The sequence below is a fragment of the Bacillus sp. JZ105 genome (genome assembly GCF_053903125.1).
Genome location: NZ_CP096387.1, coordinates 2,823,225 through 2,849,594, shown reverse-complemented (window position 1 = coordinate 2,849,594; position 26,370 = coordinate 2,823,225). Strand labels below are relative to the sequence as shown.

Annotated in this window: 24 protein-coding genes, 9 tRNA genes, 3 rRNA genes and 1 riboswitch; of the genes, 29 read left to right on the top strand and 7 right to left on the bottom strand. The window is 43.1% G+C overall.

The genetic code is table 11. The features are described 5' to 3' along the window. The first annotated feature begins 3 nt into the window (after positions 1–3). From M1D81_RS14715 to M1D81_RS14655, 13 genes are all read left to right on the top strand, one after another. Positions 4–426, top strand: coding sequence for a DUF2634 domain-containing protein (locus tag M1D81_RS14715; RefSeq protein WP_456266520.1), 423 nt, complete (start codon positions 4–6; stop codon positions 424–426). After that, the gene (locus M1D81_RS14710; protein WP_025094224.1) at positions 419–1,468 is read left to right on the top strand and encodes a baseplate J/gp47 family protein; all 1,050 of its coding nucleotides are present in this window, start codon (positions 419–421) and stop codon (positions 1,466–1,468) included. The genes M1D81_RS14715 and M1D81_RS14710 overlap by 8 nt, the downstream gene beginning before the upstream one ends. After that, on the top strand, positions 1,452–2,375 hold the full coding sequence (locus tag M1D81_RS14705; protein ID WP_456266521.1) for a YmfQ family protein: 924 nt from the start codon (positions 1,452–1,454) through the stop codon (positions 2,373–2,375). Before M1D81_RS14710 ends, M1D81_RS14705 begins: the two co-directional genes overlap by 17 nt. An 11-nt stretch (positions 2,376–2,386) precedes the next feature. After that, positions 2,387–2,770, top strand: a complete 384-nt coding sequence (locus M1D81_RS14700) for a phage tail-collar fiber domain-containing protein (RefSeq protein WP_024423249.1) — start codon at positions 2,387–2,389, stop codon at positions 2,768–2,770. A gap of 13 nt (positions 2,771–2,783) precedes the next feature. Next, positions 2,784–3,926, top strand: coding sequence for a hypothetical protein (locus tag M1D81_RS14695; RefSeq protein ID WP_087978560.1), 1,143 nt, complete (start codon positions 2,784–2,786; stop codon positions 3,924–3,926). A 17-nt stretch (positions 3,927–3,943) separates the two neighbouring features. Then, a complete protein-coding gene (locus M1D81_RS14690) occupies positions 3,944–4,243 on the top strand; it encodes a hypothetical protein (RefSeq protein ID WP_456266522.1) in 300 nt (99 codons plus the stop codon). Next, complete coding sequence (locus M1D81_RS14685; protein WP_034624530.1) at positions 4,240–4,383, top strand: XkdX family protein; 144 nt, start codon at positions 4,240–4,242, stop codon at positions 4,381–4,383. The genes M1D81_RS14690 and M1D81_RS14685 overlap by 4 nt, the downstream gene beginning before the upstream one ends. 123 nt (positions 4,384–4,506) lie before the next feature. Then, on the top strand, positions 4,507–5,919 hold the full coding sequence (locus M1D81_RS14680; protein ID WP_456266523.1) for a pyocin knob domain-containing protein: 1,413 nt from the start codon (positions 4,507–4,509) through the stop codon (positions 5,917–5,919). A gap of 2 nt (positions 5,920–5,921) precedes the next feature. After that, positions 5,922–6,281: a hypothetical protein gene (locus M1D81_RS14675; protein ID WP_456266524.1), complete on the top strand. Its 360-nt coding sequence runs from the start codon at positions 5,922–5,924 to the stop codon at positions 6,279–6,281. Continuing rightward, positions 6,265–6,411: an XkdX family protein gene (locus M1D81_RS14670; RefSeq protein WP_075621941.1), complete on the top strand. Its 147-nt coding sequence runs from the start codon at positions 6,265–6,267 to the stop codon at positions 6,409–6,411. Before M1D81_RS14675 ends, M1D81_RS14670 begins: the two co-directional genes overlap by 17 nt. 58 nt (positions 6,412–6,469) lie before the next feature. Beyond that, positions 6,470–6,682, top strand: coding sequence for a BhlA/UviB family holin-like peptide (locus tag M1D81_RS14665; protein ID WP_008344062.1), 213 nt, complete (start codon positions 6,470–6,472; stop codon positions 6,680–6,682). An 11-nt stretch (positions 6,683–6,693) separates the two neighbouring features. Then, positions 6,694–6,957 carry a phage holin gene (locus M1D81_RS14660; protein WP_034624525.1) on the top strand — a complete coding sequence of 88 codons (264 nt, stop codon included), beginning with the start codon at positions 6,694–6,696 and terminating at the stop codon, positions 6,955–6,957. A 19-nt stretch (positions 6,958–6,976) separates the two neighbouring features. Further along, positions 6,977–7,780 (top strand): peptidoglycan recognition protein family protein, encoded by an 804-nt coding sequence (locus M1D81_RS14655; protein WP_087978564.1) that lies wholly within the window; start codon positions 6,977–6,979, stop codon positions 7,778–7,780. 346 nt (positions 7,781–8,126) lie between these two features. Here M1D81_RS14655 and M1D81_RS14650 read toward each other — a convergent pair. Together M1D81_RS14650 and cudC are read right to left on the bottom strand one after the other, a co-directional pair. Then, a tRNA-Ala gene (locus tag M1D81_RS14650) sits at positions 8,127–8,199 on the bottom strand. Positions 8,200–8,271: 72 nt separating this feature from the next. Continuing rightward, the gene (gene cudC / locus M1D81_RS14645) at positions 8,272–8,829 is read right to left on the bottom strand and encodes a choline uptake/conversion transcriptional regulator CudC (protein ID WP_456266525.1); all 558 of its coding nucleotides are present in this window, start codon (positions 8,827–8,829) and stop codon (positions 8,272–8,274) included. Between the two features lie 206 nt (positions 8,830–9,035). Between cudC and betB the strand changes: the two genes are divergently transcribed. Both betB and M1D81_RS14635 read left to right on the top strand, forming a co-directional pair. After that, complete coding sequence (gene betB, locus M1D81_RS14640) at positions 9,036–10,505, top strand: betaine-aldehyde dehydrogenase (protein ID WP_456266526.1); 1,470 nt, start codon at positions 9,036–9,038, stop codon at positions 10,503–10,505. Positions 10,506–10,532: 27 nt separating this feature from the next. Further along, complete coding sequence (locus M1D81_RS14635) at positions 10,533–11,741, top strand: iron-containing alcohol dehydrogenase (RefSeq protein WP_456266527.1); 1,209 nt, start codon at positions 10,533–10,535, stop codon at positions 11,739–11,741. A 235-nt stretch (positions 11,742–11,976) separates the two neighbouring features. Here the strand turns inward: M1D81_RS14635 and M1D81_RS14630 are convergent, their stop codons facing one another. Next, positions 11,977–12,456, bottom strand: a complete 480-nt coding sequence (locus tag M1D81_RS14630; RefSeq protein WP_024423236.1) for a DinB family protein — start codon at positions 12,454–12,456, stop codon at positions 11,977–11,979. A 207-nt stretch (positions 12,457–12,663) separates the two neighbouring features. Here M1D81_RS14630 and M1D81_RS14625 point away from each other — a divergent pair, with 207 nt between their 5' ends. Both M1D81_RS14625 and M1D81_RS14620 read left to right on the top strand, forming a co-directional pair. Further along, positions 12,664–13,194: a hypothetical protein gene (locus tag M1D81_RS14625; RefSeq protein WP_456266528.1), complete on the top strand. Its 531-nt coding sequence runs from the start codon at positions 12,664–12,666 to the stop codon at positions 13,192–13,194. An 11-nt stretch (positions 13,195–13,205) separates the two neighbouring features. Next, positions 13,206–14,753 carry an SPFH domain-containing protein gene (locus M1D81_RS14620; RefSeq protein WP_456266529.1) on the top strand — a complete coding sequence of 516 codons (1,548 nt, stop codon included), beginning with the start codon at positions 13,206–13,208 and terminating at the stop codon, positions 14,751–14,753. A gap of 30 nt (positions 14,754–14,783) precedes the next feature. On the opposite strand, the gene ftsW is transcribed toward M1D81_RS14620, so the two are convergent. Genes ftsW through M1D81_RS14605 form a run of 3 tightly spaced genes read right to left on the bottom strand, consistent with a single transcriptional unit; the run spans position 14,784 to position 17,730 of the window. After that, positions 14,784–15,917: a putative lipid II flippase FtsW gene (gene ftsW / locus M1D81_RS14615; RefSeq protein WP_456267107.1), complete on the bottom strand. Its 1,134-nt coding sequence runs from the start codon at positions 15,915–15,917 to the stop codon at positions 14,784–14,786. A gap of 5 nt (positions 15,918–15,922) precedes the next feature. Beyond that, positions 15,923–17,077: a rod shape-determining protein RodA gene (gene rodA / locus M1D81_RS14610; RefSeq protein WP_456266530.1), complete on the bottom strand. Its 1,155-nt coding sequence runs from the start codon at positions 17,075–17,077 to the stop codon at positions 15,923–15,925. Between the two features lie 14 nt (positions 17,078–17,091). Further along, positions 17,092–17,730, bottom strand: a complete 639-nt coding sequence (locus tag M1D81_RS14605; RefSeq protein WP_456266531.1) for a DUF1232 domain-containing protein — start codon at positions 17,728–17,730, stop codon at positions 17,092–17,094. Positions 17,731–17,901: 171 nt separating this feature from the next. Here M1D81_RS14605 and M1D81_RS14600 point away from each other — a divergent pair, with 171 nt between their 5' ends. Further along, positions 17,902–18,456 (top strand): N-acetyltransferase family protein, encoded by a 555-nt coding sequence (locus M1D81_RS14600; protein WP_456266532.1) that lies wholly within the window; start codon positions 17,902–17,904, stop codon positions 18,454–18,456. Between the two features lie 240 nt (positions 18,457–18,696). Here M1D81_RS14600 and thiT read toward each other — a convergent pair whose 3' ends face one another. Beyond that, complete coding sequence (thiT, locus tag M1D81_RS14595; protein ID WP_056765981.1) at positions 18,697–19,272, bottom strand: energy-coupled thiamine transporter ThiT; 576 nt, start codon at positions 19,270–19,272, stop codon at positions 18,697–18,699. 98 nt (positions 19,273–19,370) lie between these two features. Then, positions 19,371–19,472: riboswitch (TPP riboswitch) on the bottom strand. A gap of 434 nt (positions 19,473–19,906) precedes the next feature. Here thiT and M1D81_RS14590 point away from each other — a divergent pair. From M1D81_RS14590 to M1D81_RS14540, 11 genes are all read left to right on the top strand, one after another. Beyond that, positions 19,907–21,455, top strand: a 16S ribosomal RNA gene (locus tag M1D81_RS14590). A 182-nt stretch (positions 21,456–21,637) separates the two neighbouring features. After that, positions 21,638–24,568, top strand: a 23S ribosomal RNA gene (locus tag M1D81_RS14585). Positions 24,569–24,629: 61 nt separating this feature from the next. Beyond that, positions 24,630–24,745: ribosomal RNA gene (gene rrf, locus M1D81_RS14580) — 5S ribosomal RNA — on the top strand. Together the 16S, 23S and 5S rRNA genes form the textbook arrangement of a ribosomal RNA operon. A gap of 859 nt (positions 24,746–25,604) precedes the next feature. After that, positions 25,605–25,680, top strand: a tRNA-Val gene (locus M1D81_RS14575). A gap of 33 nt (positions 25,681–25,713) precedes the next feature. Next, positions 25,714–25,789: transfer RNA gene (locus tag M1D81_RS14570), tRNA-Thr, on the top strand. A 37-nt stretch (positions 25,790–25,826) separates the two neighbouring features. Continuing rightward, positions 25,827–25,902, top strand: a tRNA-Lys gene (locus M1D81_RS14565). 8 nt (positions 25,903–25,910) lie between these two features. Continuing rightward, a tRNA-Leu gene (locus M1D81_RS14560) sits at positions 25,911–25,993 on the top strand. Between the two features lie 30 nt (positions 25,994–26,023). After that, positions 26,024–26,095: transfer RNA gene (locus M1D81_RS14555), tRNA-Gly, on the top strand. A gap of 12 nt (positions 26,096–26,107) precedes the next feature. Then, a tRNA-Leu gene (locus tag M1D81_RS14550) sits at positions 26,108–26,193 on the top strand. An 11-nt stretch (positions 26,194–26,204) separates the two neighbouring features. After that, a tRNA-Arg gene (locus M1D81_RS14545) sits at positions 26,205–26,281 on the top strand. Positions 26,282–26,288: 7 nt separating this feature from the next. Then, positions 26,289–26,365: transfer RNA gene (locus M1D81_RS14540), tRNA-Pro, on the top strand. Positions 26,366–26,370: the final 5 nt, after the last annotated feature.

Here is a 26,370-nt window from a genome sequence, read left to right as displayed (position 1 = left end):
AACGTGGCACTTTCACCAGAAGAAGAAATCGAGGAAATAGAAGAAGACGAAGAGGTCGAAACCTCGACGACGTATCGAATAGATTTTGAAAGTGGCAGACTGACAGGCGAAACCATTTCAGGTATTGAGGCAATCCGGCAATTTATTTATATGACACTTAGGACAGAGAGGTATGCACATCCTATCTACAGCCACGACATTGGCACTGAAATTCAGGAGCTGTTGACGGATACAGAAGCTACAGATGAATACAAAGAAATGGAGATTCCAAGGCTGCTAGAGGAAGCACTGCTCGTTGACGAACGGATTGATCATATTGAAGAGTTAGAGGTCACAAAACAAAATGACTCGTTTCATGTCAAACTAGCGATTGTCACAGATGAGGGCACATTAGAAATAGAGGAGGTGATGGAGGGCGATGTTTGAGGAACAGACGTACGAAGCATTAATGGAAAGAATGCTGGACAGACTGCCAGATGATATAGATAAAAGAGAAAACAGCGTCATTTGGAATGCCTTGGCACCTGCTGCCGCTGAACTGGCCCAGTCTTATATTTGGCTTGACCAAGTGTTTGAGCTGGTCTTTGCAGACACAGCACAAGGAGAGTTTCTAGATCGGCGGGCTGCTGAAGTAGGGATCGAAAGAAAACCAGCCACTAAAGCGGTTTGGTCAGCGGTCATTCAGCCAAACAATATCAACATTCCAGCTGGCTCACGTTTTTTTATTGAAGACGTTTATTTCCAGTATTCGAAGGATGGTACGCTAGAATGCGAGACACCTGGTAAAGCCGGCAATGTTCAATTAACAGATCAGCCGCTGCTGTCACTTGATACAATTCCAGGACTTGAATCGATTAAGATGAAAGAACTGGTGATACCAGGTCAAGAGGAGGAAGATGACGCTTCTCTATATGATCGATATTTAATACGTGCGAGGCGGGAGGCTGTCAGTGCCAACAGGGCGCATTATAAAAAATGGGCTGAGGAAGTGCCCGGTGTTGGCAGAGCGAAAGTGTTCCCGCTTTGGAACGGAGAAGGGACAGTCAAAATTGTCATCACAGATGGCAATCTAGATGTTGCATCAGACCTTCTTGTCAAAAGGGTACAGGAATATATCGACCCAGTGCCAGGTGAAGGAGAAGGACAAGCGCCTATAGGCTCGAAAGCAACCGTTGAAAGCGCCAAATGGCTGGATATCGACATAGAAGTGGCTGTCGAACTTCAAATGGACTGGACCCTTGAAGGCGCTCAGAAAGAAATAGAAGAAAAGGTCAAGACGCTGTTGAAATCAATTGCATTTGAAAAGAGTACCATTCGAATGTCCGCCTTAAATGATATTCTGTACCATTCAGAAAGTGTGTCAGATTATGCAGATGTGTTATTGAATGGGGAGTCGAAAAACTTAGTATTACAGGACATTGAGATTCCGCGTCTTAGGCAGGTGAAGGTTATTGAGCAAACAGGATGAAATGAAAAACTACCTGCCGCCATATTTTACAGAGATTTATGAAGTTGATCACCTGCTCAAGACAGAGGCACCGGAATTTGAGGGATTGGACGAATCTATTTTCGACTTAACGGATCAGTTCTTTCCTTTAACAGCGACATGGGGATTGAATAGATGGGAAAGAATGCTGAAGGTGCAGCGGGAATCAGATGATTCAATTGAACTGCGCAGGGCACGCTTACTCAATATGATGTCAAATATTCCCCCAATCACGTACCTTTCATTAGAGAAATCAGTGAATCGATTTCTCAAGAATCCAAGTGCTGTCATCCGTCTCACAACCAATCGCTATCATTTCACCTTACGTGTGAACCTGGATGACCTGCAAAACACGAGATATATTGTAGAAATACTTGAAACGTTAAAACCTGCACACTTGGCTTATACGTTTACGGCTTTTCATCATACTGATGTACATGAAAAAAATGATCATCACGGGAGGCTCACACTGCGAAGCAGAGTGGGTTTTTTCGATCATATCCCCATTTTACTCAATGGTGAATTTGTCTTAAATGGTACGTTTTATCTCAGCGGAACACGAGGTAGAGGGGATGTACCTGTTCGTTTTCGCCATTCATTAAATATGAGAATGCCTCTTCAACATCAGTCAGACACAGCATATCGCATGAACTATGTCATGACTGGAGCGGTACATGAAACGAAGCAAAAAGAGGCACTGACTTTACGCACAAAAAATCAGCTCCAGCATCAAACAAAGAAGAAGATGACGTTCCGTCTGCCAGTACATGTCCAAACTGAGCAGGGTGGAAGCTTACTGATCAAGGATCATTACTGGATTCTCGATGGATCTGTTCCACTGGACGGATCAAAAATGCTAGCAGCAACTTCTAAAAAAATAGAGTTATAAGGAGGATCACAATGGCTGATCAATTAACCGTAACAACACTGTATGCACGTCAACAAATGGCAAAGGCAAGAGCCGAAGGAACAAAACTCACAAAAGTCGTCAAAATGGCCTTTGGAAATGGGGGAACGAAGGATGGAAAACCGATCTCACTAGACGGCACTGAACAAAAACTCAAAAAAGAACTAGTTCAAAAAAATATTGATTCGTTTACTTTCATGGAACCAGCAAAAATCCGCTACACCTGCACGATCGCTGAGGGAGAACTGGCAGGAGAAGTGATCAACGAACTAGCACTTGTCGACGAAGACGGCAAATTCACCGCCATCCGCACCATGACAGACAAACAAAAAGACGGCGACATCGAATTTGTTTTTGAGATTGATGATATTTATTAATGGAGGGATTTTAATGGAAATAAATTCACCGAAAACATTTGAAACTAGTGACAAAGCTCATGCTGATTTATTCAATGAAATGGTCCAAACCTTGCTTGAAAACGACAATGGACTGTTAGAACAGCTTACGAGTCACACTCAAGATATGAACTTACATGCATCTGAAGAAGAAAAGAAAAAATGGAATGACTCGCAAATCTATAAAATAACTGCAGATAATGGTATGCAGCTTATCAATGTCTCAGCAGATTCAAAAATATTTGATGCAATTAAGGATAAAGGAACATGTACATTTTACGCAGCTTCTGGAGTAGAAGATTCTCCATCATCGTCAAATATATCACTGAGAGGCATGCAAATAGTAGGCCAAAATAACATAGGGGCAGGCTTTGCAGTAGACATAGCAGGGAATGCTTATAGTTTTTACTACAATTCTGGTCACACTACGATTACGTGGACACCTCTACCAAATATATCGGATTTAAACAAATGGAATGGAAGCCAGCTGATTAAAATCACAAATGATACTGGGGGAGTACGTGTATCTGTGGGAGCGTCAGAAAATTTATTAGATAAATTAACTGAAACAGGAAAAACATTTGGTACATTCTATTCACCAGCTGGTGTACAAGACAATCCTTCAGCACTGGCATCTCGCGGTTTTTATCATTTTACTTCATCTGATAGTAACAACAGAGGTACGTTTGGATGGGTTATTGCAATAGACTATAAAAATAACATGTTTACAAATTATCTTGACTTAAATCTAGGTTGGCAAGGTTGGAGGCGTAGTCTTACTGAAGCTGACCAAGAAGTATCTTGGACCACACCTAGAATAATAAATGGATGGAAACTATATAGTACAAGTTCTTTACCGATTCGGTTTAGTAAAAACGCTTTAGGAGAAGTTGAAATCAATGGAGCTGTTAGAGATGGTCCATTAGGGGAGATTCCTGTTTTTGTTTTACCTGAAGGATACCGTCCAAAGCAACCTGTTTATTACGTTGGAGTGGCCTCTAGCCTTGGAACTTCTGGAACACCGCAATATCATAGAACATTGATCACAACTGATGGACGAGTGTGTGTGCAATTATCTTCTAACACAGCAAATCCAACAGAATTCATTGCGTTTTTAATAAAATTTAGTACGTTATAGGAGGTAATAGTAATAATATGTGGATTTATAAATATGATGATCAATTTATCTATATGCCAGGTGAAGAGCTGAACGTGAACGAGAATGATGTAATTCCTGAAAATTATACGGAGATACCACCGCCAGTAGAATCATATATAGCAAAATATGACCCTCGTTCTCGTAAGTGGAAGGAGACGGCTTCACAAAGTTATATTGATAGCTTAAAAACGAAACCTGCACCAAATGATTTGGAATTACTAAAGAAACAAAATGCTTTATTATCTAAACAATTAACGCAGCTATTGGCTATGCAGACAGGGGGGACTTTAGAATGATGTTTCCAACTGTAGCAGATATCAAACAATTTTGGGACTGGCAATGTTACGGCCCAGAGGACATTGCATTTTATGTAAGCATCGGCTGGATCTCGGCAGATGACTATCAAGACATAACAGGAGACAAATACGAAGCCTAATGGCTTTATTTTTTTTACCGTAAAAAGGTGATTACGGCGGCTTAGGTTAATCAACCATTAAGTCATAAATTATCCTCAATCTCATTGAAACAATTTATGGAGTTGTAGAAAGGAGAGAACACATTGGATATAAAAACTCCTCGTTCTTTTGAAACGAGTGATAAAGCTCATGCTGATCTATTCAACGATATGTTGAAAATACTGATTCATAACGACACTGGTATATCAGAACAATTAACTAATCATATCGATGATTCGAGACAGCACTCTTCAGAAGTAGAAAAAAAGAAATGGAATGAGTCGCAGCTGTATAAAATTACAGGTGATGACGGAGTACATCTTATAAATATTCCGGTCGATTCAAAAATTTATGACTCAATTAAAGACAAAGGGACATGTACATTTTATGCGCCCAGTGGAATAGAGGATAGCCCTTCACAATTTGCCATTAGAGGGATACAGACAGTGGGACAAAATAACATTGGAACAGGTTTTGCGATAGATACATCAGGCAATGCATATTACTTCTACTATAATTCTAGCCATTTATCTATCACTTGGACTCAGATTCCGACAGCAGCTGAAAAAGATAAATGGAACAATGGGCAGCTGTATAAATTGACTCAAAACAATGGTAGGCCTATTTATAAAGGGGTAAGTGAAACCACCGACTATAACGAAATGACAGAAACAGGAATGTATCTCGTTTATAATGCTGGTCTTAATGGTCCAAAAGAAATCAAAAGGGCATTTATGATCGTGATCAGTTATGGGAATACTCTGCTGCAAGCTATATATGATGCAGTCAATGGTCTGAACTCTTTTTATAGAATTAGGAAGACTGACTATACATGGACTGAATGGGAAAGGCAGCTCACATCTACAGATTTAAATGCTATTCAAACATTCCCTATTACTGATAATAATGGACAGGGGAAGGTTTATATCAGTAATACGGACGATTTCCATGAAATATTACCAAAGTATCGAGGTTTAGTTCATTTTGTGTCTGCAAATGCACCGGTCAATGGACCTGGTACTGCGTTAAGGGGGATCTGGACTTGTAATAGCACAAGTACGTACGGGCAGGCAATTGGCTTTGACAACTTAAACCGTACGTGGCGTAAGACAATAGCGAATGGTGTATGGTCAAAATGGGAACGTTTGTTAACCAGCGTAGAGCAAATAGAATGGAAGTCCCCGAAAAAAATAATAAACGGATGGAAAGAATACGGGACTCAAAAAGTGCAATTTTATAAGAATGCATTTGGAGAGGTAGAGTTAATTGGTTCAATTACAGGGGGTACTATCGGTTTTGAGGTACCTGCTTTTACATTACCAAGTGGTTATCGCCCTATACAGGGTATGCATTTTATAGGGGTAGCATCTAGTATCGGTGCTGGTTCAACACCACAAACACACAGAACACATATTGATACTGATGGTAATGTGTATATACAAAGTGTCTCCAATTCAACAAACCCAAATGAATTTATCACTTTCGGCTTTAAATTCATGGCTGCACAGGAGGGATGAAAGTGAAATGGATATATAAATACGACGAAAAATTCAATTACCTTCCAGGAGAAGAAATAGAAATTGAAGAGGACGCAGACATCCCAAAAGGATATACAGATGTAAGACCTCAAGATGGTTTGTACAAAGGTAAATACAATGTAGCGAAAAGGGCATGGTATGAGTCGGCAACACAAGAATACATTGATAGTTTACAGCCAAAACCGCTGCCACCATCAGAAATTGATCTATTAAAACAGCAAAATGCAGCTTCAGCAGCTGGCAGAGTCAGAAAAGAGAGTAGAAGAACAATCAAAAACAATATCAGAACTTATCATGTTGCTGAATCAAAAGGGGGTCATTTAATTGGATTGGTTCCGTAGTATTTCATTGTTCTATCAATGGAAGTGTTATGAAAATGAAGACGTAGCAAAATTTGTTCGGTTCGAGAAGATTACGCCAAAACAATACAAAGAAATAACAAAAGAAGAATATCCAACAAACGCTGAATAGGCGTTTTTATTTTGCCTCCTTTAAGGATGCGCAAAGTGAGGGAGAGTAGGTGAGTGCAGTGGAAATGGATTTGACTCAATATTTAATGACACAAGGACCGTTTGCGGTGTTGTTTTGTTGGGTGCTGTTTTACGTATTAAACACAACAAAGGAACGAGAAAACAAACTCAATGAGCAAATCGAGGCGCAAAATGATGTGCTAGCCAAGTTTAGTGAAAAGTATGACGTCGTGATCGACAAACTCGACAAAATAGAACGAAATTTAAAATAGGAGGAAAACTCATGAAAACATTCGACAAAGGCACGGTGATTCGCACAGTGCTTCTTTTTATTGCTCTGATCAATCAAACGCTTATCATGTTTGGACAGACGGTGCTTCCGATTAGTGAGGAGCAAGTACAAACCGCAGGTGAGGCACTATATGTGGCAGGTTCTACAATTTTCACTATGGTCACAGCGGTAATAGCTTGGTTTAAAAACAATTATGTGACCTACAAAGGCCAATTACAAAAAGATGCTCTGAAACAAAGAGGGCTAACAAAATAATACTTGAAGGAGAAACGACATGGTAAAAATCATTCAAGCATTGATTCCAAAACAACATCGCAACAGACCAGGAAACACGATGAAGCCGCTCTATATTACAGTGCATAATACGTCTAACAGTGCAAAAGGCGCTAATGCGGCCAGTCATGCAGCATTTGTTGCACGTTCAAGTACCGGGGTGAGCTGGCATTACACCGTTGATGATCAGGTGATTTATCAGCATTTACCGTTAAACGAAAACGGCTGGCACGCAGGGGATGGCAGAGGCACCGGCAATATGAAATCAATTGGAATTGAAATTTGTGAAAATGCAGACGGCAATTTTGAACAAGCAGTCGAAAATGCTCAATGGCTCATTCGAAAGCTGATGGGAGATTTCGGAATTCCTTTATCAAATGTAGTGCCTCATAAACATTGGAGCGGGAAAGAATGTCCAAGGAAACTTCTCGGACGGTGGGATCAGTTTAAAGCTGGAATAGCCACAACGCATACCGGCAGCAAAAGTACAAGAAAACCAGTTCAAGCAGAAAGTTTGAGCCACAAAACACCCGTTTCCAAACAGAAATCGTCAAATCTGCCATCTGGCATTTTAAAAGTCACCAAGCCCTTAACAAAAGGCTCTCAAGTCACTGCCGTGCAAAAAGCCTTATCATCCCTCTATTTTTACCCAGACAAAGGGGCAAAAAACAACGGGGTTGACGGCTATTATGGACCGAAAACGGCAAATGCGGTCAAGCGGTTCCAGCTCATGAACGGCTTAGCTGATGACGGAATTTACGGACCGAAGACGAAGAACAAAATCGAACAATTGCTGAAGAAGTAATGATTTGGTAAAAAGAGCTATCAGCAAGTGAGGAAATGCTTCCTTGCTGATAGCTAACTAAAATTGACTTCATTTGTGATATAATCGGCCAAATCACTATTATGAGAGGAGAGAAAAAAGAACTGTTCCAGATCATCATGCTGTCAGTGCTGCTCATCTATTTCATTTATCACGGAATGACGAGCGATTTCCCTGTGTCGTACACAATCATTCTCATCCTAACTTATCTTTCTGTGATCACATACCGCATCATAAAGGTATTAAGAAAAAACAAAGAACAAACAGAACTGTAAGAGATATGTACATAAAAAAACCATCCTTGATTTTACAAGAATGGTTTTGTGTATGGAGCATAGCGGGATCGAACCGCTGACCTCTACGCTGCCAGCGTAGCGCTCTCCCAGCTGAGCTAATGCCCCGAGGTATGAAGACATAATTTATTATAATCAATCCTCCTCTGAAATTCAAGCTGTAAAACGTAAACACATCGTCTATTTTTCTTTCTGTTCAATCGGAATATAGTCAAAAATTTCACCAGAATGAACAGAATGGGCTAATCGTCTCAGCCAGTCATAATAGGCTTTTGAGCTTTCAAGCTGCTCAATGAGCTGCTGCGCTTCTTCTCTTACATGTTCCTCCAGCTGATCATCACACGCCACCTCTTGAAGCTGCTCTTGCGCTTCTTCAATTGCCGCTAAATTGACCTCGACCTCACGTTCCCATTTTTGCGGAAAGAAGCTCGTGAAAAACTTAAAAAAGTCTTTTTCCGCAACAAAGCTGTGTTTTCTTCGGCCACGGTGAAACGTCTTTTTGACAATATTCATGTCTTGCAGCTTTTTCACACCCGTGCTCATACTCGGCTTACTCATTTGCAGCTCTTCACGCATTTCATCCAGTGTCATTTCCTCATTTAAATACATCGTTCCATATAGAATACCTGCACTTCTTGTAATGCCATAGAGATCCATCGTTTCAGCTATGGAATCAATGACTAGATCTTTAGCAGCTAAAATACGATCTTCTGCTTGCGGTTTTTCCTGCTTTTTCATTTTGTCCCTGCTTTCTATTAAGAAAATTCAATCCGTTCAAAAAAATCTTTATGGACTATATGTTAACGAAAGAATACAAAATGTCAAAATAATTGAAGCATATCTCCTTTTGACAGAAAAATTTGAACATGATAAGTTAATTGTGTTCAAAACGTTAAATTTTTATTTAACAAACTTACCAAAGAGAATCAGAGGAGGTTCCTTCTATGAGTCAAACACTATTTATAGACGGGCAATGGGTTGGCGCTAAAAGTAGCGAAACAAGGGATATCATCAATCCGTTCAATCAAGAAGTGATCGCGACAGTCAGCGAAGGATCTAGAAATGACGCGCAGCTAGCCATTAAAGCAGCGAGAAAAGCCTTCGATCAAGGGGACTGGGCAAACCTGCCTGGACTTGAAAGAGGAAATATTGTGTTTAAGATAGCTGGTTTGATTAGACGTGATCTTGATGAACTAGCCAAATTGGAATCTCTTGATACAGGCAAAACATTAGAGGAAAGCAAGGCAGATATGGACGATATTGCGAACGTATTCCAATATTACGCAGGTCTGGCTGATAAAGAGGGCGGGGAAATCATTGCATCACCAATTCCAGACTCGAAAAGTGAATTAGTCAGAGAGCCTGTCGGTGTATGCGGACAAATCACTCCTTGGAACTATCCATTGCTTCAAGCAAGCTGGAAAATCGCTCCTGCACTTGCGGCGGGAAATACAATCGTTCTAAAGCCAAGTGAAATCACACCACTCACCACAATAAAAATATTTAAACTCATGGAAGAAGCGGGCGTTCCAGCAGGCGTTGCAAACCTAGTGCTTGGACCTGGAGCAACCGTTGGGGATGAGCTTGCTGTAAATGATCAAGTAGATCTGATTTCATTTACAGGCGGTATTGAAACAGGGAAGAAAATTATGCAGGGAGCCAGCGGGAATGTGAAAAAAATAGCCCTTGAGCTTGGCGGAAAGAATCCGAATATTGTGTTTCAAGATGCTGATTTAGACGTAGCGGTTGACCAGGCAATGAATGCTGTGTTTTTCCATGCAGGGCAAGTGTGTTCAGCAGGTTCACGTTTGCTGGTGGAAGAATCCATTCATGATGAATTTTTAGAAGAACTGGTGAAGCGTACGAAAAAAATCAAGCTAGGCAGCGGCTTTGATGAAGACACCCAGAGCGGGCCGCTCATCTCAGCTGAGCATCGAGAAAAAGTAGAAAAATACGTCAGCATTGGTTTAGAAGAAGGCGCTAAGTTAGAGACAGGCGGAAAAAGACCTGACGCAGAGGAGTTGCAAAATGGGTTCTTCTACTTGCCGACCATATTCTCAGGCTGCACGTCAGATATGCGGATTGTGCAGGAAGAAGTCTTTGGACCTGTCCTGACAGTCGAAACCTTCCGTACAGAGGAAGAAGTCATCAAGCTGGCAAATGATACGATTTACGGATTAGCGGGAGCTGTGTGGTCTTCTGATATCAGCAAGGCCGAAAGAGTGGCTCGACAATTAAGATTGGGCACGGTTTGGATCAATGACTTCCATCCTTATTTCGCTCAAGCCCCTTGGGGTGGCTACAAGCAATCAGGCATTGGGCGCGAATTAGGACGCACGGGACTTGAAGAATATACGGAGCTGAAGCATTTATATCGAAATACAAAACCTGAAGCGGTTCATTGGTTTAAATAAAAATTAAGCATTTGGAGGAGATTCTTTATGACACTAAATATGAAAATTGAAAGCATGCAGAAATTCCACACATTTGAAATTCCGACTGTTATCAAACACGGCATTGGTGCAGTGAAACATATTGGGGAAGAAGTGAAAGCGTACGGCGTTTCAAAGGTATTGCTTGTAACAGACCCTGGTATTTATCAAGCCGGCGTGGTGGACCCAGTAGTTGCTTCATTAAAAGAAGCACAAATCGATGTCGTTCTATTTGATAAAGTAGAGCCAAATCCGCCAGTCCGCCTAGTGAACGAAGGATCTGCTTTATATGAAAAAGAAGGCTGTAATGGATTAGTCGCAGTAGGCGGCGGGAGTTCAATGGATACAGCAAAGGCAATCGGAGTAGAGGCGACTCATGAAGGCTCAGTCCTTGATTACGAAGCGGCAGAGGGAAAAAAACCGCTAGAAAACAGAATCCCGCCTTTAACCACTATTCCGACAACAGCTGGTACAGGTTCAGAGGTAACGCAGTGGGCGGTCATTACTGATGAAGAACGAGAATTTAAATTCAATACTGGCGGTCCTCTCATTGCAGCTCATCTAACAGTCATTGACCCAGAGCTTCATGTATCCATGCCGCCTCATGTGACAGCAATGACTGGAATTGACGCGCTTGCTCACGCGATTGAATGCTATACGATGAAATTTGCTCAGCCGATTACAGATGCGGTAGCGCTCATGGCAATTGAATATGCTGCTCATTATATTCGCCGTGCCTTTGCTGATGGCGAGGACTTAGAAGCCAGATATGGAATGGCACAAGCTGCGATGCTTGCCGGGCTTTCTTATGGAAGTGAATCAGCTGGAGCTGCACATGCGATGAGTCAAACACTCGGAGGTATTATTCCTGTAGCGCACGGTCAGTGTGTTGCAGCGATGATGGGACCAGTGATGGAGTATAACTGGAAAGGGTATCCGGAAAAATTCGCTCGAATTGCGCAAGCGTTTGGGATTGATACAAGCAGAATGACAACAGAGGAAGCAGCCAAAGCAGCTGTGAACTGGATGTATGATTTAGTGGAGGATTTAGAAGTTCCTTCATTAGAAGAACAAGGTGTATCAAAAGATATGATTGATCGTTTATCTAAAGAAGCGATGAAAGATCCGCAAACAGTTGGCAATCCAAGAGATTTAAACGAAAAAGCGTACAAATGGATTTATGCTCGCTGCTTTGAGTTAACACCTAAAACGGTGTAACCATGAAAAAAGGCTCCCTAAAGGGAGTCCCAGCATGTAGACAAACCCTCGCATTCGGTGTCAGTCCTGTGCGCCGATGCTCACGAATGTCAAATTCGCTCCGCTTCGGTGCTCGTCCTTCCTAGACTGCAAAGGTTTTCTATCACGCTGAAAAGAAGACAAAGGGCTAAAATCAAAATCATTTTAGCCCTTTGTCAACAATCTGAGGCTCCCTAAAGGGAGTCTTTTTTATGTTTTATAGTTGTTCTTTAATTTCTTTGATTTGATGAATATGGCGTTTTTCGTGTGCGCCGATAAAATCAAGGTATTGCTTAAGGGATAGCTCTTTAAACACAGGGTGTGCAATGACGCGTTTGAAATCTTCCTCAGTAAATGTTGATAGAATTTGATTAAGCTGCTCACGTGCAGTATCGAGCTCATCCTTTAAATGTGTAGGTGTGACATGCTTGCGCTCAGGCTCAACAATACTAGGCGCAGTGGCTTTTTTCGAACGGTCCTCTGCCATTTCTACCGGCTTTGGTTCATATTCTTTAATCGGTGCTTTTTTACCCTCAGCAGCTAGATGTTTTGCTGCAACTAGGTCCATTTTCTTTAAATGATCTGCTACCTCTTGAATACTCCAAGTATCATCAGATAATTTTTGGTTCAATTGTTCTTCGCTCAACCCTTGCAGCTCGTGCCACAATTCTTGTCTCGCTTCATGTAATAAACTCATTTTTTTCATCACCTCAAGATCAAATTTTAACATAATGGTACATGACAATCATTCTTGAGCTATCCGAAAATCCCTTTGAAGAATTGTGATGAAATATGAAACCTTTACAAAAGTGGTTCGTATTACCTGTTAGAAGGAATACATTGGAGGTGGGTGTGGTCTAAATGAAACAAAAGATGTTCATTTCATGAAGAAAGGATGAGGAAGATGGATGTGTTCGGGCTGCCTCTTCAGACGCTGTATTTATACATATTAATGATATCAGGAATCCTGACACTTGTTTTCGTCTTTTTCGGCGATGTATTTGATGGATTATTTGAAGCGATCCCTGTTCCATTCCTTCAACCAACATTGATCCTCGCATTTCTTACCTTTTTCTCGGCTGGAGGGTTTATCTCTGAAAAAACAGCAATTGTAGGAAGTGGACTTGGCGCAGTATTATCTGCCATCCTCGCAGTGATCCTTGTGACCTGTTTGAATGTATTTGTATTAGTCCCGCTTTCCTCTGCTGAAGAATCTCTCTCTTATACGGAAGCCGAATTAAAAGGAAGAACTGGGGAGATCATTGTATCTGTTCCAAAAGACGGATTTGGAGAAGTGCTGTTAATCAGTAATAGCGGGAAAATCTCAAAGCCAGCTGTCAGTTTCGACCAAGAGGAGATTCCATATGGAACCCGTGTGCTAGTTGTCGAAGTGAACAAAGGCGTCTTATCTGTTATACCAAATGAAGAAATCTAGGAGGGAATGCTATGCCAGGAACAACGATTTTAGTGATCATTGGAATTGTGCTTGTGATTCTTATTGCACTTATTGGTGTATTTGTTTCTAAATACCGGACAGCAGGTCCAGATGAAGCATTAATCGTCACAGGAAGTTACCTAGGAAGTAAAAATGTCCACGTGGATGAAGGTGGAAACAAGATTAAGATTGTGAGAGGCGGCGGTACCTTTGTACTTCCAGTCTTTCAACAAGCGGAGCCGCTCAGCTTACTATCTAGCAAGCTAGATGTTTCAACACCTGAAGTCTATACCGAACAAGGTGTACCGGTCATGGCGGATGGAACAGCCATCATTAAAATTGGCGGATCGATTGAAGAAATCGCGACTGCTGCAGAGCAGTTTTTAGGGAAAACAAAAGAAGACCGCGAAAACGAAGCGAGAGAAGTATTAGAAGGCCACCTTCGTTCCATCTTAGGATCAATGACAGTTGAAGAGATTTATAAAAACAGAGAGAAATTTTCTCAAGAAGTACAACGTGTCGCTTCTCAAGATTTAGCGAAAATGGGTCTTGTCATTGTATCGTTTACGATTAAAGATGTTCGTGATAAAAATGGCTATTTAGAATCTCTAGGTAAACCAAGAATTGCCCAAGTAAAACGTGATGCAGATATTGCAACAGCTGAAGCAGATAAAGAAACACGTATCAAACGTGCCGAAGCAGATAAAGATGCGAAGAAATCTGAGCTTGAGCGTGCTACTGAAATCGCTGAAGCAGAAAAGATTAATGAGCTGAAAAGAGCAGAATTCAGACGTGAACAGGATACGGCAAAAGCAAGTGCTGACCAAGCGTACGATCTAGAAACAGCTCGTAACCGACAGCACGTAACTGAACAAGAAATGCAAGTCAAAATCATTGAGCGTCAGAAACAAATTGAATTAGAAGAAAAAGAGATTCAGCGTCGTGAACGTCAATACGATTCTGAAGTGAAAAAGAAAGCAGATGCGGACCGTTATGCGGTTGAGCAGTCAGCTGCGGCGGAAAAAGCAAAACGCCTTGCAGAAGCAGATGCCAAGAAATACAGCATTGAAGCAATGGCCAAAGCAGAAGCTGAGAAAGTCCGAATTGATGGGCTTGCCAAAGCGGAAGCGGATCGTGCAAAAGGGGAAACAGAAGCAGAAGTCATTAGACTAAAAGGACTTGCGGAAGCGGAAGCGAAAGAGAAAATTGCGGAAGCGTTCGAACAGTATGGTCAGGCAGCCATTCTTGATATGATTGTGAAAATGCTACCTGAATATGCGAAGCAAGTATCTGCACCACTTTCTAACATTGATAAAATTACTGTTGTGGATACGGGCGGTAACGGAGAAGGCAGCGGTGCTAATAAAGTCACTGGCTATGCCACAAACCTCATGTCCAGTCTGCAAGAAAGCCTGAAAGCATCCTCTGGAATAGATGTGAAAGAAATTATTGAGAACTTTTCCGGTAAAGGCAATGTGAAGCAAAGCATTCAAGAGCTGACAAACGAGATCAAACAACCAAGAACAAAAGAGATCGCTGATACTCAAAAAGAAGAATAACATCAATAGACACCTTCCATCAGAAGGTGTCTATTTGGCATGCGCCCGATATGGATTCCTTTTTACATATGAAGAAAGATTCACGAGAATACCAGCCGATATCATCATAAACACTAAGGAGGAGCCGCCATAGCTTATAAAGGGAAGCGGAATGCCTGTGATCGGAAGAAGACCAAAGACAGCGCCTAAATTAAAGACTGCTTGGAGCATGATTTGAAACGTAAGCCCGATCGTTAACAGTTTTCCAAATGGGTCGTGTAAAGCTTGTACAATTCGCATGGCTCGATACATGATGAGGAGATATGCAGCAATCACAAGCAAAATCCCCATGATTCCCAGTTCTTCGCTGATGATGGCCATGATAAAATCTGTATGAGCTTCAGGAAGAAAGCCCAGTTTTTGAATGCTTCCGCCTAAGCCATTTCCCGTCAGCCCGCCTGAATTCATCGCGTAATACGAATGAATCAGCTGATATCCATCCCCATTTTCATACTGAAAAGGATTACGAAAAGAAGTCAGCCGTTTTAAACGGTAAGGAGCTGTCACAGCAAAAAAAGTGATTCCCGCTGCGGCAGTCGATCCCAGCAAAATAAGGTGGCGCGTTTTCAGTCCAGCGCATAATAAAATAATGCCGCAGCTTAATAAAATAGACACAGCTGTGCCTAAATCCGGCTGCTTTAAGATCAATAAAAAAACAATCCCTAAAAGAATGAGTGGCGGCATTACACCTTTTTTAAAAGATGTAATGTACGCTTGTTTTTTCGCATACACATAGGCAAAATAGATCACCATCACTAGTTTCACAGCTTCAGAAGGCTGGAGCATGAGAGACCCTAGATGAATCCACCGCTGTGAATTATTTTTGACAACACCAATTCCAGGAAGCAGGACTAGGATGAGACATAACAATGACAGCAAGACAAGCCACTTCATCCATTTGAGATAAATCTGATAAGGGACAAGAGCGGCAATGAAGAAAAAGAATCCCCCCATCAAGAGCCATTGCCATTGTTTGATAAAGAAATAGCTGCCCTGTTCATACTTCACTTCTCCTAAAGGATAACTTGCACTGTAGACCATCAGTAAACCAAATAAGCAGAGAAACACAATCGTACCAACAAGAATGCGGTCGATTCTTTTGAGGTGAGAAAAAAGGAATGTCATCATCTTCAACCCCAATTGCGACCAAACATATAGGATGATGATCTAAGATTGACACTAAACACGAGACCAATGGCGATCATGTTGGTCAAAAGTGCACTGCCTCCATAGCTGATAAAAGGAAGTGCAAGTCCCGTCACAGGCATTAAACCGATTGTCATCCCTACGTTTTGGAAAACTTGAAACATGATCAGCCCAACGACACCTGCACATATGTATAATCCATAGAGTGTATTAGCGTGCATAGCCACGTGAATGATTCGGTAAATCATCATTAAGTACAGACACATCAAAAGAGAGGCGCCAATAAAACCAAATTCCTCACCAATGACGGCAAATATAAAATCCGTATGAGCTTCAGGGATATTGCCACCTTGTACTTGATGCCCCTTTGTAAAACCGTTTCCTGATAATTGACCTGATCCAATGCCGAGTATCGATTGTTTCAGCTGATACCCATATGTTGAATCAAATTCATCAGGAGAGAGCCACCCATAAATGCGATCAAGCTGATGAGGCTTAATGATTTTCGTAAAATGATCAAAATGATGATTGTGCAGATAGATCAAAAAGGCAAGAAGTGCAAGAAAAGCAGCCATTAATGCAGCCATCATCTTGCTCGAAATCCCTGATACAAGCATCAGTGTAAAGGCAATGGATAAGATCACGAGCGCTGTTCCTAAATCAGGCTGAATTAGGATGAGAAAAAAAGGGACGATAGTCCAGCAAATGACTTTAGTTGTAGGAATGATGCTTTCTTGAAAAGAAAATCGCTGGTGCTTGTATTGGTTCAAGACAGCCGCAAGCAGCAGGATCACAAAAATTTTCATGAACTCTGATGGCTGAATTTTGATTGAAGCGAAGCTGATCCACCTTTGGGAACCATTTTGACTCGTTCCGAAAAAATGCACAAGAATAATGAGAAAAATACCACCTGCAAATAACCGAAAAGATAAACGCTCAAGCAGCTCATAATCAAAGTAGGCAACTGCTGCCATGAGACCGAAACCAACGATATACCAGAAAATTTGCCTTTTGACGAAATAAAACATATCTTGCGTTTCATACTGTCCCGATCCGCTATAAACAGCCAGCAGGCTGATGACAAATAAACAAATAACAGTGAGTAAAAGTGCGAAGTCAATGCTGTACTGTTTTTTCATGGCTTCTTTTCCTGCTATGCCCTATTTGTCAGTTGGTTTAATACGACTTGCACGGCGGCAGCGTCATCAATATAGCCGATCGGAAAAATATAATCTGGTATTAAATCAACAGGCATAATGAAATAAAGGAGTGCGCCCCCCATCAGCATCAATTCTCGAGGAGTCCCCCGTTCATTTATGAATAAACTGTACATGTTTTTCAACTGCTCAAGAAATGGTCCGACGCCGCTTAGCGTCTTCATCTTTTTTTCAAACTTTGCCGTAATCGTTTCTTTACCTTCAGCTGTTTGGCTGTATGCTTCGTATTCGTTTAACTTTTGTTCCAATTTGGTCTGACTAAACGTACCGTCGTAGACCTCTTGATCTTTCAGTGTTTTTTCAATCTCTTCTACCGCTTGAATGAACGTATCATCGTGCGCTTTTTTGTTTTTAATTGGATACCCTGAAGCAGTCAATAGTTGATCTAATGATATGTTCAGAGAATCTGAAAGCCGCTGCAGATGATTCAAAGTGGGTTTTCTTTTTCCATTCATGATTCTGGACAGTGTCGCTTTATCAATTCCTGTGTATGAGCTGAGCTCTCTTAAAGATAAAGAGCGTTGCTGCAATTTTTCCCTTAAAATCTGCCCAAGCTCAGTTGTCTTCATATCCATCTCCTACGCCATCCTTTTCATTATGTATCAACTCTTCTATAGAAGAAGTCGTACCCAATATAAAGGTGTGTTGACAAAATGTCAACGGATATCCTTTATAGATTGAATTTTAAAAAATAAGAGTTTATCATAATCTAAATAGGATAAAAACAGTGAATAGGAGTGGCGCGGGTGAAGGTGAGACATGCGGTGCATCAGGATATTCCAAATATCGCTGAGATTCATGTGAAAAGCTGGCAGACGACTTATCAAGGAATTATTTCGCAGGAGTATTTAGATGGTTTAAACATTGAAGATCGGGAAGAGAGCTGGAGAAAAAGATCGCTTGAAGGCACGTTTGTCGCAGAAGATGCGGATGGCGTATTTGGTTTTGCTTCTTTCGGAAAACAACGTGACGAACGTTATTCTACATATGATGGAGAGCTATATGCCATCTATTTATTACAACAGAAACAGAAATCAGGTGCGGGTATTGCCTTAATTGCTAAAGGTGTCGATTATTTAATAGAAAAAGGGTATCAGAAGTTGATGCTATGGGTGTTTGAACAAAATTCGGCAAAACAATTTTATCAAAAACTTCAACCTAGTTTTGTCGTTACCAGCCAGTTCGAGCTGGCTGGCGAGAACCATAATGAAATAGGGTATGGATGGGAGCTGTCTATATTGAATAACCATGTACAGCGAATTAAATCGTCAGCTTCCAGTAATAATGAGAGAAAAAAGTGAAGAGTACAGCAAGCAACATGTAAGAAATAAACGGTGAAGCTTCTACTTTTCCTTTCACGCCTGCTATTTTTAAAGCTTCATAGAAGCCTGCCAAAAAATAAGCAAGACTGAGAATATAACAGCACAGCATAATGGAGTAAGGGCTCATTGTCGTACCTCCAGCATGAAATCTTCTACTATTAATAGATTCCATGGAGCAGCAAATTATGCATAAAAAAATAACCAGCTGAAATCAGCCGGTTATTTTTGATGAGGAAAAACCAAACGAGATGCACTTGGGATGAGTATGCAAAGAACGATACTGCAAATAATAAATGAAGGAACCATATATGTGCTGTTATAAATTAAAGAGTAGACCCATCCTGGTGTTCCTTTCGGTGCATATTGAGAAAAGAAAACGACGCCAGAAATAAAGAACGTCAGCAGCCTGAAGAAACTAGCAATAAAAACAGCTAAGGTAATATAGAAGAATTGCTGTTTTCGCTTTTGATCCTGAATGGCTTTTTTGATCAGTCCAGAAAACAGACCGCTTAAAGAAATGACAACAGATGCAACGAAGTAATCGAGGAATCCTTGAACAGGTGTAGCGATGATCGGGCTATTCATCAGCTGAAGACCTGCGATTAACACACCGATGATAAATCCGGTAGATATTCCCCATCTAATAGACATGAGAATGACGGGAATCATAATCAGCGCAAGAGAACCGCCATTGGGCATTCTTAAAAAGAGACCTGATAAGTAATCTAATACAAGTGCAAGTGAAGTCATAATCGCGATTTCCATCAGTCGTACCAATTGGTTTGATTGCTGCATAAAAAAATCTCCTTTTTCATGAATTGAGCAAGGAGAGACCATGTAAGGATGAGTATGTTATCCATAGAAAAACATATCGATTTGAATACGCCATATGTATTCAAGTGATTCCACATTCCTACTTCAGTATTAACTGACAGGTTCAAAGGGTCAGAACAACGAATGTTCACTCTCAGCACAAAGCTCCCCCTGCGGTTATTTAGTTTCATTCTATTATAAATATACTAAAGACCTGCAGGATCAACAATAGACAATTCCCGAGATAAGCAGCATTTGTATCAATATATAGGAAGAGATAAGGAAAAATAAATTATTTAGAAAAAATACTTGTTTCTTCTTTCAAAAGGTGTTATATTTGTATTCGCCGCTGAAACAGCGCGGTTGATAAATAACATTAAGAAAAAAGTTGTTGACTTTATCTTGGTAGAATGTTATATTAATAAAGTCGCCTCTGAGAGACGGCGAAGATGATCTTTGAAAACTAAACAAGACAAAACGTACCTGTTAATTCGAGTTTTTATAAAAAATCCTATGATATTTTATAGGTAGTCAGTCAAACTGGCGAGGCAGGAAATGATCACATGCTAAGTTCACTGCATCGTGTAGCAACGCATGTGTGATATGCATCCTGCATACCTCGGAGAGTTTGATCCTGGCTCAGGACGAACGCTGGCGGCGTGCCTAATACATGCAAGTCGAGCGGACAGAAGGGAGCTTGCTCCCGGATGTTAGCGGCGGACGGGTGAGTAACACGTGGGTAACCTGCCTGTAAGACTGGGATAACTCCGGGAAACCGGAGCTAATACCGGATAGTTCCTTGAACCGCATGGTTCAAGGATGAAAGGCGGTTTCGGCTGTCACTTACAGATGGACCCGCGGCGCATTAGCTAGTTGGTGGGGTAATGGCCCACCAAGGCAACGATGCGTAGCCGACCTGAGAGGGTGATCGGCCACACTGGGACTGAGACACGGCCCAGACTCCTACGGGAGGCAGCAGTAGGGAATCTTCCGCAATGGACGAAAGTCTGACGGAGCAACGCCGCGTGAGTGATGAAGGTTTTCGGATCGTAAAGCTCTGTTGTTAGGGAAGAACAAGTGCGAGAGTAACTGCTCGCACCTTGACGGTACCTAACCAGAAAGCCACGGCTAACTACGTGCCAGCAGCCGCGGTAATACGTAGGTGGCAAGCGTTGTCCGGAATTATTGGGCGTAAAGGGCTCGCAGGCGGTTTCTTAAGTCTGATGTGAAAGCCCCCGGCTCAACCGGGGAGGGTCATTGGAAACTGGGAAACTTGAGTGCAGAAGAGGAGAGTGGAATTCCACGTGTAGCGGTGAAATGCGTAGAGATGTGGAGGAACACCAGTGGCGAAGGCGACTCTCTGGTCTGTAACTGACGCTGAGGAGCGAAAGCGTGGGGAGCGAACAGGATTAGATACCCTGGTAGTCCACGCCGTAAACGATGAGTGCTAAGTGTTAGGGGGTTTCCGCCCCTTAGTGCTGCAGCTAACGCATTAAGCACTCCGCCTGGGGAGTACGGTCGCAAGACTGAAACTCAAAGGAATTGACGGGGGCCCGCACAAGCGGTGGAGCATGTGGTTTAATTCGAAGCAACGCGAAGAACCTTACCAGGTCTTGACATCCTCTGACAACCCTAGAGATAGGGCTTTCCCTTCGGGGACAGAGTGACAGGTGGTGCATGGTTGTCGTCAGCTCGTGTCGTGAGATGTTGGGTTAAGTCCCGCAACGAGCGCAACCCTTGATCTTAGTTGCCAGCATTTAGTTGGGCACTCTAAGGTGACTGCCGGTGACAAACCGGAGGAAGGTGGGGATGACGTCAAATCATCATGCCCCTTATGACCTGGGCTACACACGTGCTACAATGGACAGAACAAAGGGCTGCAAGACCGCAAGGTTTAGCCAATCCCATAAATCTGTTCTCAGTTCGGATCGCAGTCTGCAACTCGACTGCGTGAAGCTGGAATCGCTAGTAATCGCGGATCAGCATGCCGCGGTGAATACGTTCCCGGGCCTTGTACACACCGCCCGTCACACCACGAGAGTTTGCAACACCCGAAGTCGGTGAGGTAACCTTTATGGAGCCAGCCGCCGAAGGTGGGGCAGATGATTGGGGTGAAGTCGTAACAAGGTAGCCGTATCGGAAGGTGCGGCTGGATCACCTCCTTTCTAAGGATATATGGAGCAGCGTACGTTTTCGTCTTGTTTAGTTTTGAAGGATCATTCCTTCAAAACATGTCTCTAGCGAGACAGGATTGTTCTTTGAAAACTAGATAACAATAAGTAATACATTCACATTGAATGCAATGCAAAGTTCATCACACATAGTGATTCTTTCTAAAGTAAGAAATGGTTAAGTTAGAAAGGGCGCACGGTGGATGCCTTGGCACTAGGAGCCGATGAAGGACGGGACGAACACCGATATGCTTCGGGGAGCTGTAAGCAAGCTTTGATCCGGAGATTTCCGAATGGGGAAACCCACTGCTCGTAATGGAGTAGTATCCATACTTGAATACATAGAGTATGAGAAGGCATACCCGGGGAACTGAAACATCTAAGTACCCGGAGGAAGAGAAAGCAAATGCGATTCCCTGAGTAGCGGCGAGCGAAACGGGAACAGCCCAAACCAAGAGGCTTGCCTCTTGGGGTTGTAGGACACTCTATACGGAGTTACAAAGGAATGATATAAGCGAAGAGGTCTGGAAAGGCCCGCCAAAGAAGGTAACAGCCCTGTAACTGAAATGTCGTTCTCTCCAGAGTGGATCCTGAGTACGGCGGAACACGTGAAATTCCGTCGGAATCCGGGAGGACCATCTCCCAAGGCTAAATACTCCCTAGTGACCGATAGTGAACCAGTACCGTGAGGGAAAGGTGAAAAGCACCCCGGAAGGGGAGTGAAATAGATCCTGAAACCGTGTGCCTACAAGTAGTCAGAGCCCGTTAACGGGTGATGGCGTGCCTTTTGTAGAATGAACCGGCGAGTTACGATCCCGTGCAAGGTTAAGCAGAAGATGCGGAGCCGCAGCGAAAGCGAGTCTGAATAGGGCGCATGAGTACGTGGTCGTAGACCCGAAACCAGGTGATCTACCCATGTCCAGGGTGAAGTTCAGGTAACACTGAATGGAGGCCCGAACCCACGCACGTTGAAAAGTGCGGGGATGAGGTGTGGGTAGGGGTGAAATGCCAATCGAACCTGGAGATAGCTGGTTCTCTCCGAAATAGCTTTAGGGCTAGCCTCAAGGTAAGAGTCTCGGAGGTAGAGCACTGATTGGACTAGGGGCCCCTACCGGGTTACCGAATTCAGTCAAACTCCGAATGCCGATGACTTATCCTTGGGAGTCAGACTGCGAGTGATAAGATCCGTAGTCGAAAGGGAAACAGCCCAGACCGCCAGCTAAGGTCCCAAAGTATACGTTAAGTGGAAAAGGATGTGGAGTTGCTTAGACAACCAGGATGTTGGCTTAGAAGCAGCCACCATTTAAAGAGTGCGTAATAGCTCACTGGTCGAGTGACTCTGCGCCGAAAATGTACCGGGGCTAAACGTATCACCGAAGCTGCGGACTGTTCTTACGAACAGTGGTAGGAGAGCGTTCTAAGGGCTGTGAAGCCAGACCGGAAGGACTGGTGGAGCGCTTAGAAGTGAGAATGCCGGTATGAGTAGCGAAAGACGGGTGAGAATCCCGTCCACCGAATGCCTAAGGTTTCCTGAGGAAGGCTCGTCCGCTCAGGGTTAGTCGGGACCTAAGCCGAGGCCGAAAGGCGTAGGCGATGGACAACAGGTTGATATTCCTGTACCACCTCCTCACCATTTGAGCAATGGGGGGACGCAGGAGGATAGGGTAAGCGCGGTATTGGATATCCGCGTCCAAGCAGTTAGGCTGGGAAATAGGCAAATCCGTTTCCCGTAAAGGCTGAGCTGTGATGGCGAGCGAAATTTAGTAGCGAAGTTCCTGATTCCACACTGCCAAGAAAAGCCTCTAGCGAGGTGAGAGGTGCCCGTACCGCAAACCGACACAGGTAGGCGAGGAGAGAATCCTAAGGTGATCGAGAGAACTCTCGTTAAGGAACTCGGCAAAATGACCCCGTAACTTCGGGAGAAGGGGTGCTTCTTAGGGTGTTAAAGCCCCGAGAAGCCGCAGTGAATAGGCCCAGGCGACTGTTTAGCAAAAACACAGGTCTCTGCGAAGCCGTAAGGCGAAGTATAGGGGCTGACGCCTGCCCGGTGCTGGAAGGTTAAGAGGAGCGCTTAGCGTAAGCGAAGGTGCGAATTGAAGCCCCAGTAAACGGCGGCCGTAACTATAACGGTCCTAAGGTAGCGAAATTCCTTGTCGGGTAAGTTCCGACCCGCACGAAAGGCGCAACGATCTGGGCACTGTCTCAACGAGAGACTCGGTGAAATTATAGTACCTGTGAAGATGCAGGTTACCCGCGACAGGACGGAAAGACCCCGTGGAGCTTTACTGCAGCCTGATATTGAATGTTGGTACAGCTTGTACAGGATAGGTAGGAGCCTTGGAAACCGGAGCGCTAGCTTCGGTGGAGGCATCGGTGGGATACTACCCTGGCTGTATTGACCTTCTAACCCGCTGCCCTTATCGGGCAGGGAGACAGTGTCAGGTGGGCAGTTTGACTGGGGCGGTCGCCTCCTAAAATGTAACGGAGGCGCCCAAAGGTTCCCTCAGAATGGTTGGAAATCATTCGCAGAGTGTAAAGGCACAAGGGAGCTTGACTGCGAGACCTACAAGTCGAGCAGGGACGAAAGTCGGGCTTAGTGATCCGGTGGTTCCGCATGGAAGGGCCATCGCTCAACGGATAAAAGCTACCCCGGGGATAACAGGCTTATCTCCCCCAAGAGTCCACATCGACGGGGAGGTTTGGCACCTCGATGTCGGCTCATCGCATCCTGGGGCTGTAGTCGGTCCCAAGGGTTGGGCTGTTCGCCCATTAAAGCGGTACGCGAGCTGGGTTCAGAACGTCGTGAGACAGTTCGGTCCCTATCCGTCGCGGGCGCAGGAAATTTGAGAGGAGCTGTCCTTAGTACGAGAGGACCGGGATGGACGCACCGCTGGTGTACCAGTTGTTCTGCCAAGGGCATCGCTGGGTAGCTATGTGCGGACGGGATAAGTGCTGAAAGCATCTAAGCATGAAGCCCCCCTCAAGATGAGATTTCCCATTCCGTAAGGAAGTAAGATCCCTGAAAGATGATCAGGTTGATAGGTCTGAGGTGGAAGCGTGGTGACACGTGGAGCTGACAGATACTAATAGATCGAGGACTTAACCTATATTCTATTGTGAAGCATGAACATTGTTATCTAGTTTTGAGAGAACATTCTCTCCATCAGGTTTGGTGGCGATAGCGAAGAGGTCACACCCGTTCCCATACCGAACACGGAAGTTAAGCTCTTCAGCGCCGATGGTAGTTGGGGGTTTCCCCCTGTGAGAGTAGGACGCCGCCAAGCTTCTATAAGGATCAGTTCCAGTTGGAACTGATCTTTTTTGTGCAAGTTGAGGGTACATTTATGCACTTGTTTGATAAAAGATCGTGGCTTCATTTTATGTTCACAAGCAGCGTGTAAAATACTTGGATATAAAGAGAAAATGAGCCTATCGCATAAAACATATCTATAAAAAAACAATAGAGAGACAGAGTATCAGCTTATATAGGGAAATTAAAGATGTGTAAGCCTATAAACCAACAGACAAATCCTTTAAAGGTCCAATATTATAATAAAAGTTACCAGTTACAGCTGCCTTATTATCCGAGGTCACCCAAGCATTTTTCCCATGAGGAGCCTGCTTTTTGATCAAAGAATAATACTTTAAATATTTAAAAATGAAGCAAAACCTATAATCATCCCTAAAGCAAATAACCCCAAAATAGAATAAATAGTTACTTTCCAACCTTTTGTTAAAGCCATCAGAATCACCTCTAATCAAATTTAATCTTATTATAACTATTCTTTCCAATAATTTGTATAAGTTCTTTTTCCATTTTTATTTCCTACAGTCTTAACAGTAAGAGTACCTAATGATTTTTATAAATACTTATGGCTAAAGAGATTACATATATCATTAAAGTATAAAAATGAGGGACTGCTAATATTTCTGAAGGAATCGAACGTTTTAAAAGAGAATATAGAAGAGAGAAGTTCAGCTGCTGAACGTGGAACAGCAGCTGTTTGAATAGGTGAAATGACAATCATTTGTTAAAAGAAATACGCAATGAAAATTGAAATAAAATTTTTTTAATATAGCCTTTACAAATGATTAAAACCTGTATATAATAATCTTTGTCGGATCGAGAGATTCCTACATAGTGGAGGATTAGCTCAGCTGGGAGAGCATCTGCCTTACAAGCAGAGGGTCGGCGGTTCGAGCCCGTCATCCTCCACCATATTTATTCTTACATAATGTTAGGATAGATAAAGCCGGTGTAGCTCAACTGGTAGAGCAACTGACTTGTAATCAGTAGGTTGGGGGTTCAAGTCCTCTTGCCGGCACCACTTTCATATGGTAAGATAGACAAGTCGCTTTTAAAGCGAGCCATTAGCTCAGTTGGTAGAGCATCTGACTTTTAATCAGAGGGTCGAAGGTTCGAGTCCTTCATGGCTCACCATGTTTCATGCGGGTGTGGCGGAATTGGCAGACGCGCTAGACTTAGGATCTAGTGTCTTTATGACGTGGGGGTTCAAGTCCCTTCACCCGCATTGCCAAATAAAATAAAGAAATCCTGTAATGCGGAAGTAGTTCAGTGGTAGAACACCACCTTGCCAAGGTGGGGGTCGCGGGTTCGAATCCCGTCTTCCGCTTATACCATCCACGCCGGGGTGGTGGAATTGGCAGACACACAGGACTTAAAATCCTGCGGTAGGTGACTACCGTGCCGGTTCAAGTCCGGCCCTCGGCATTATCAAATAAGCGCCCGTAGCTCAATTGGATAGAGCGTTTGACTACGGATCAAAAGGTTAGGGGTTCGACTCCTCTCGGGCGCGCCATTAAGATCGGGAAGTAGCTCAGCTTGGTAGAGCACTTGGTTTGGGACCAAGGGGTCGCAGGTTCGAATCCTGTCTTCCCGACCATCTTT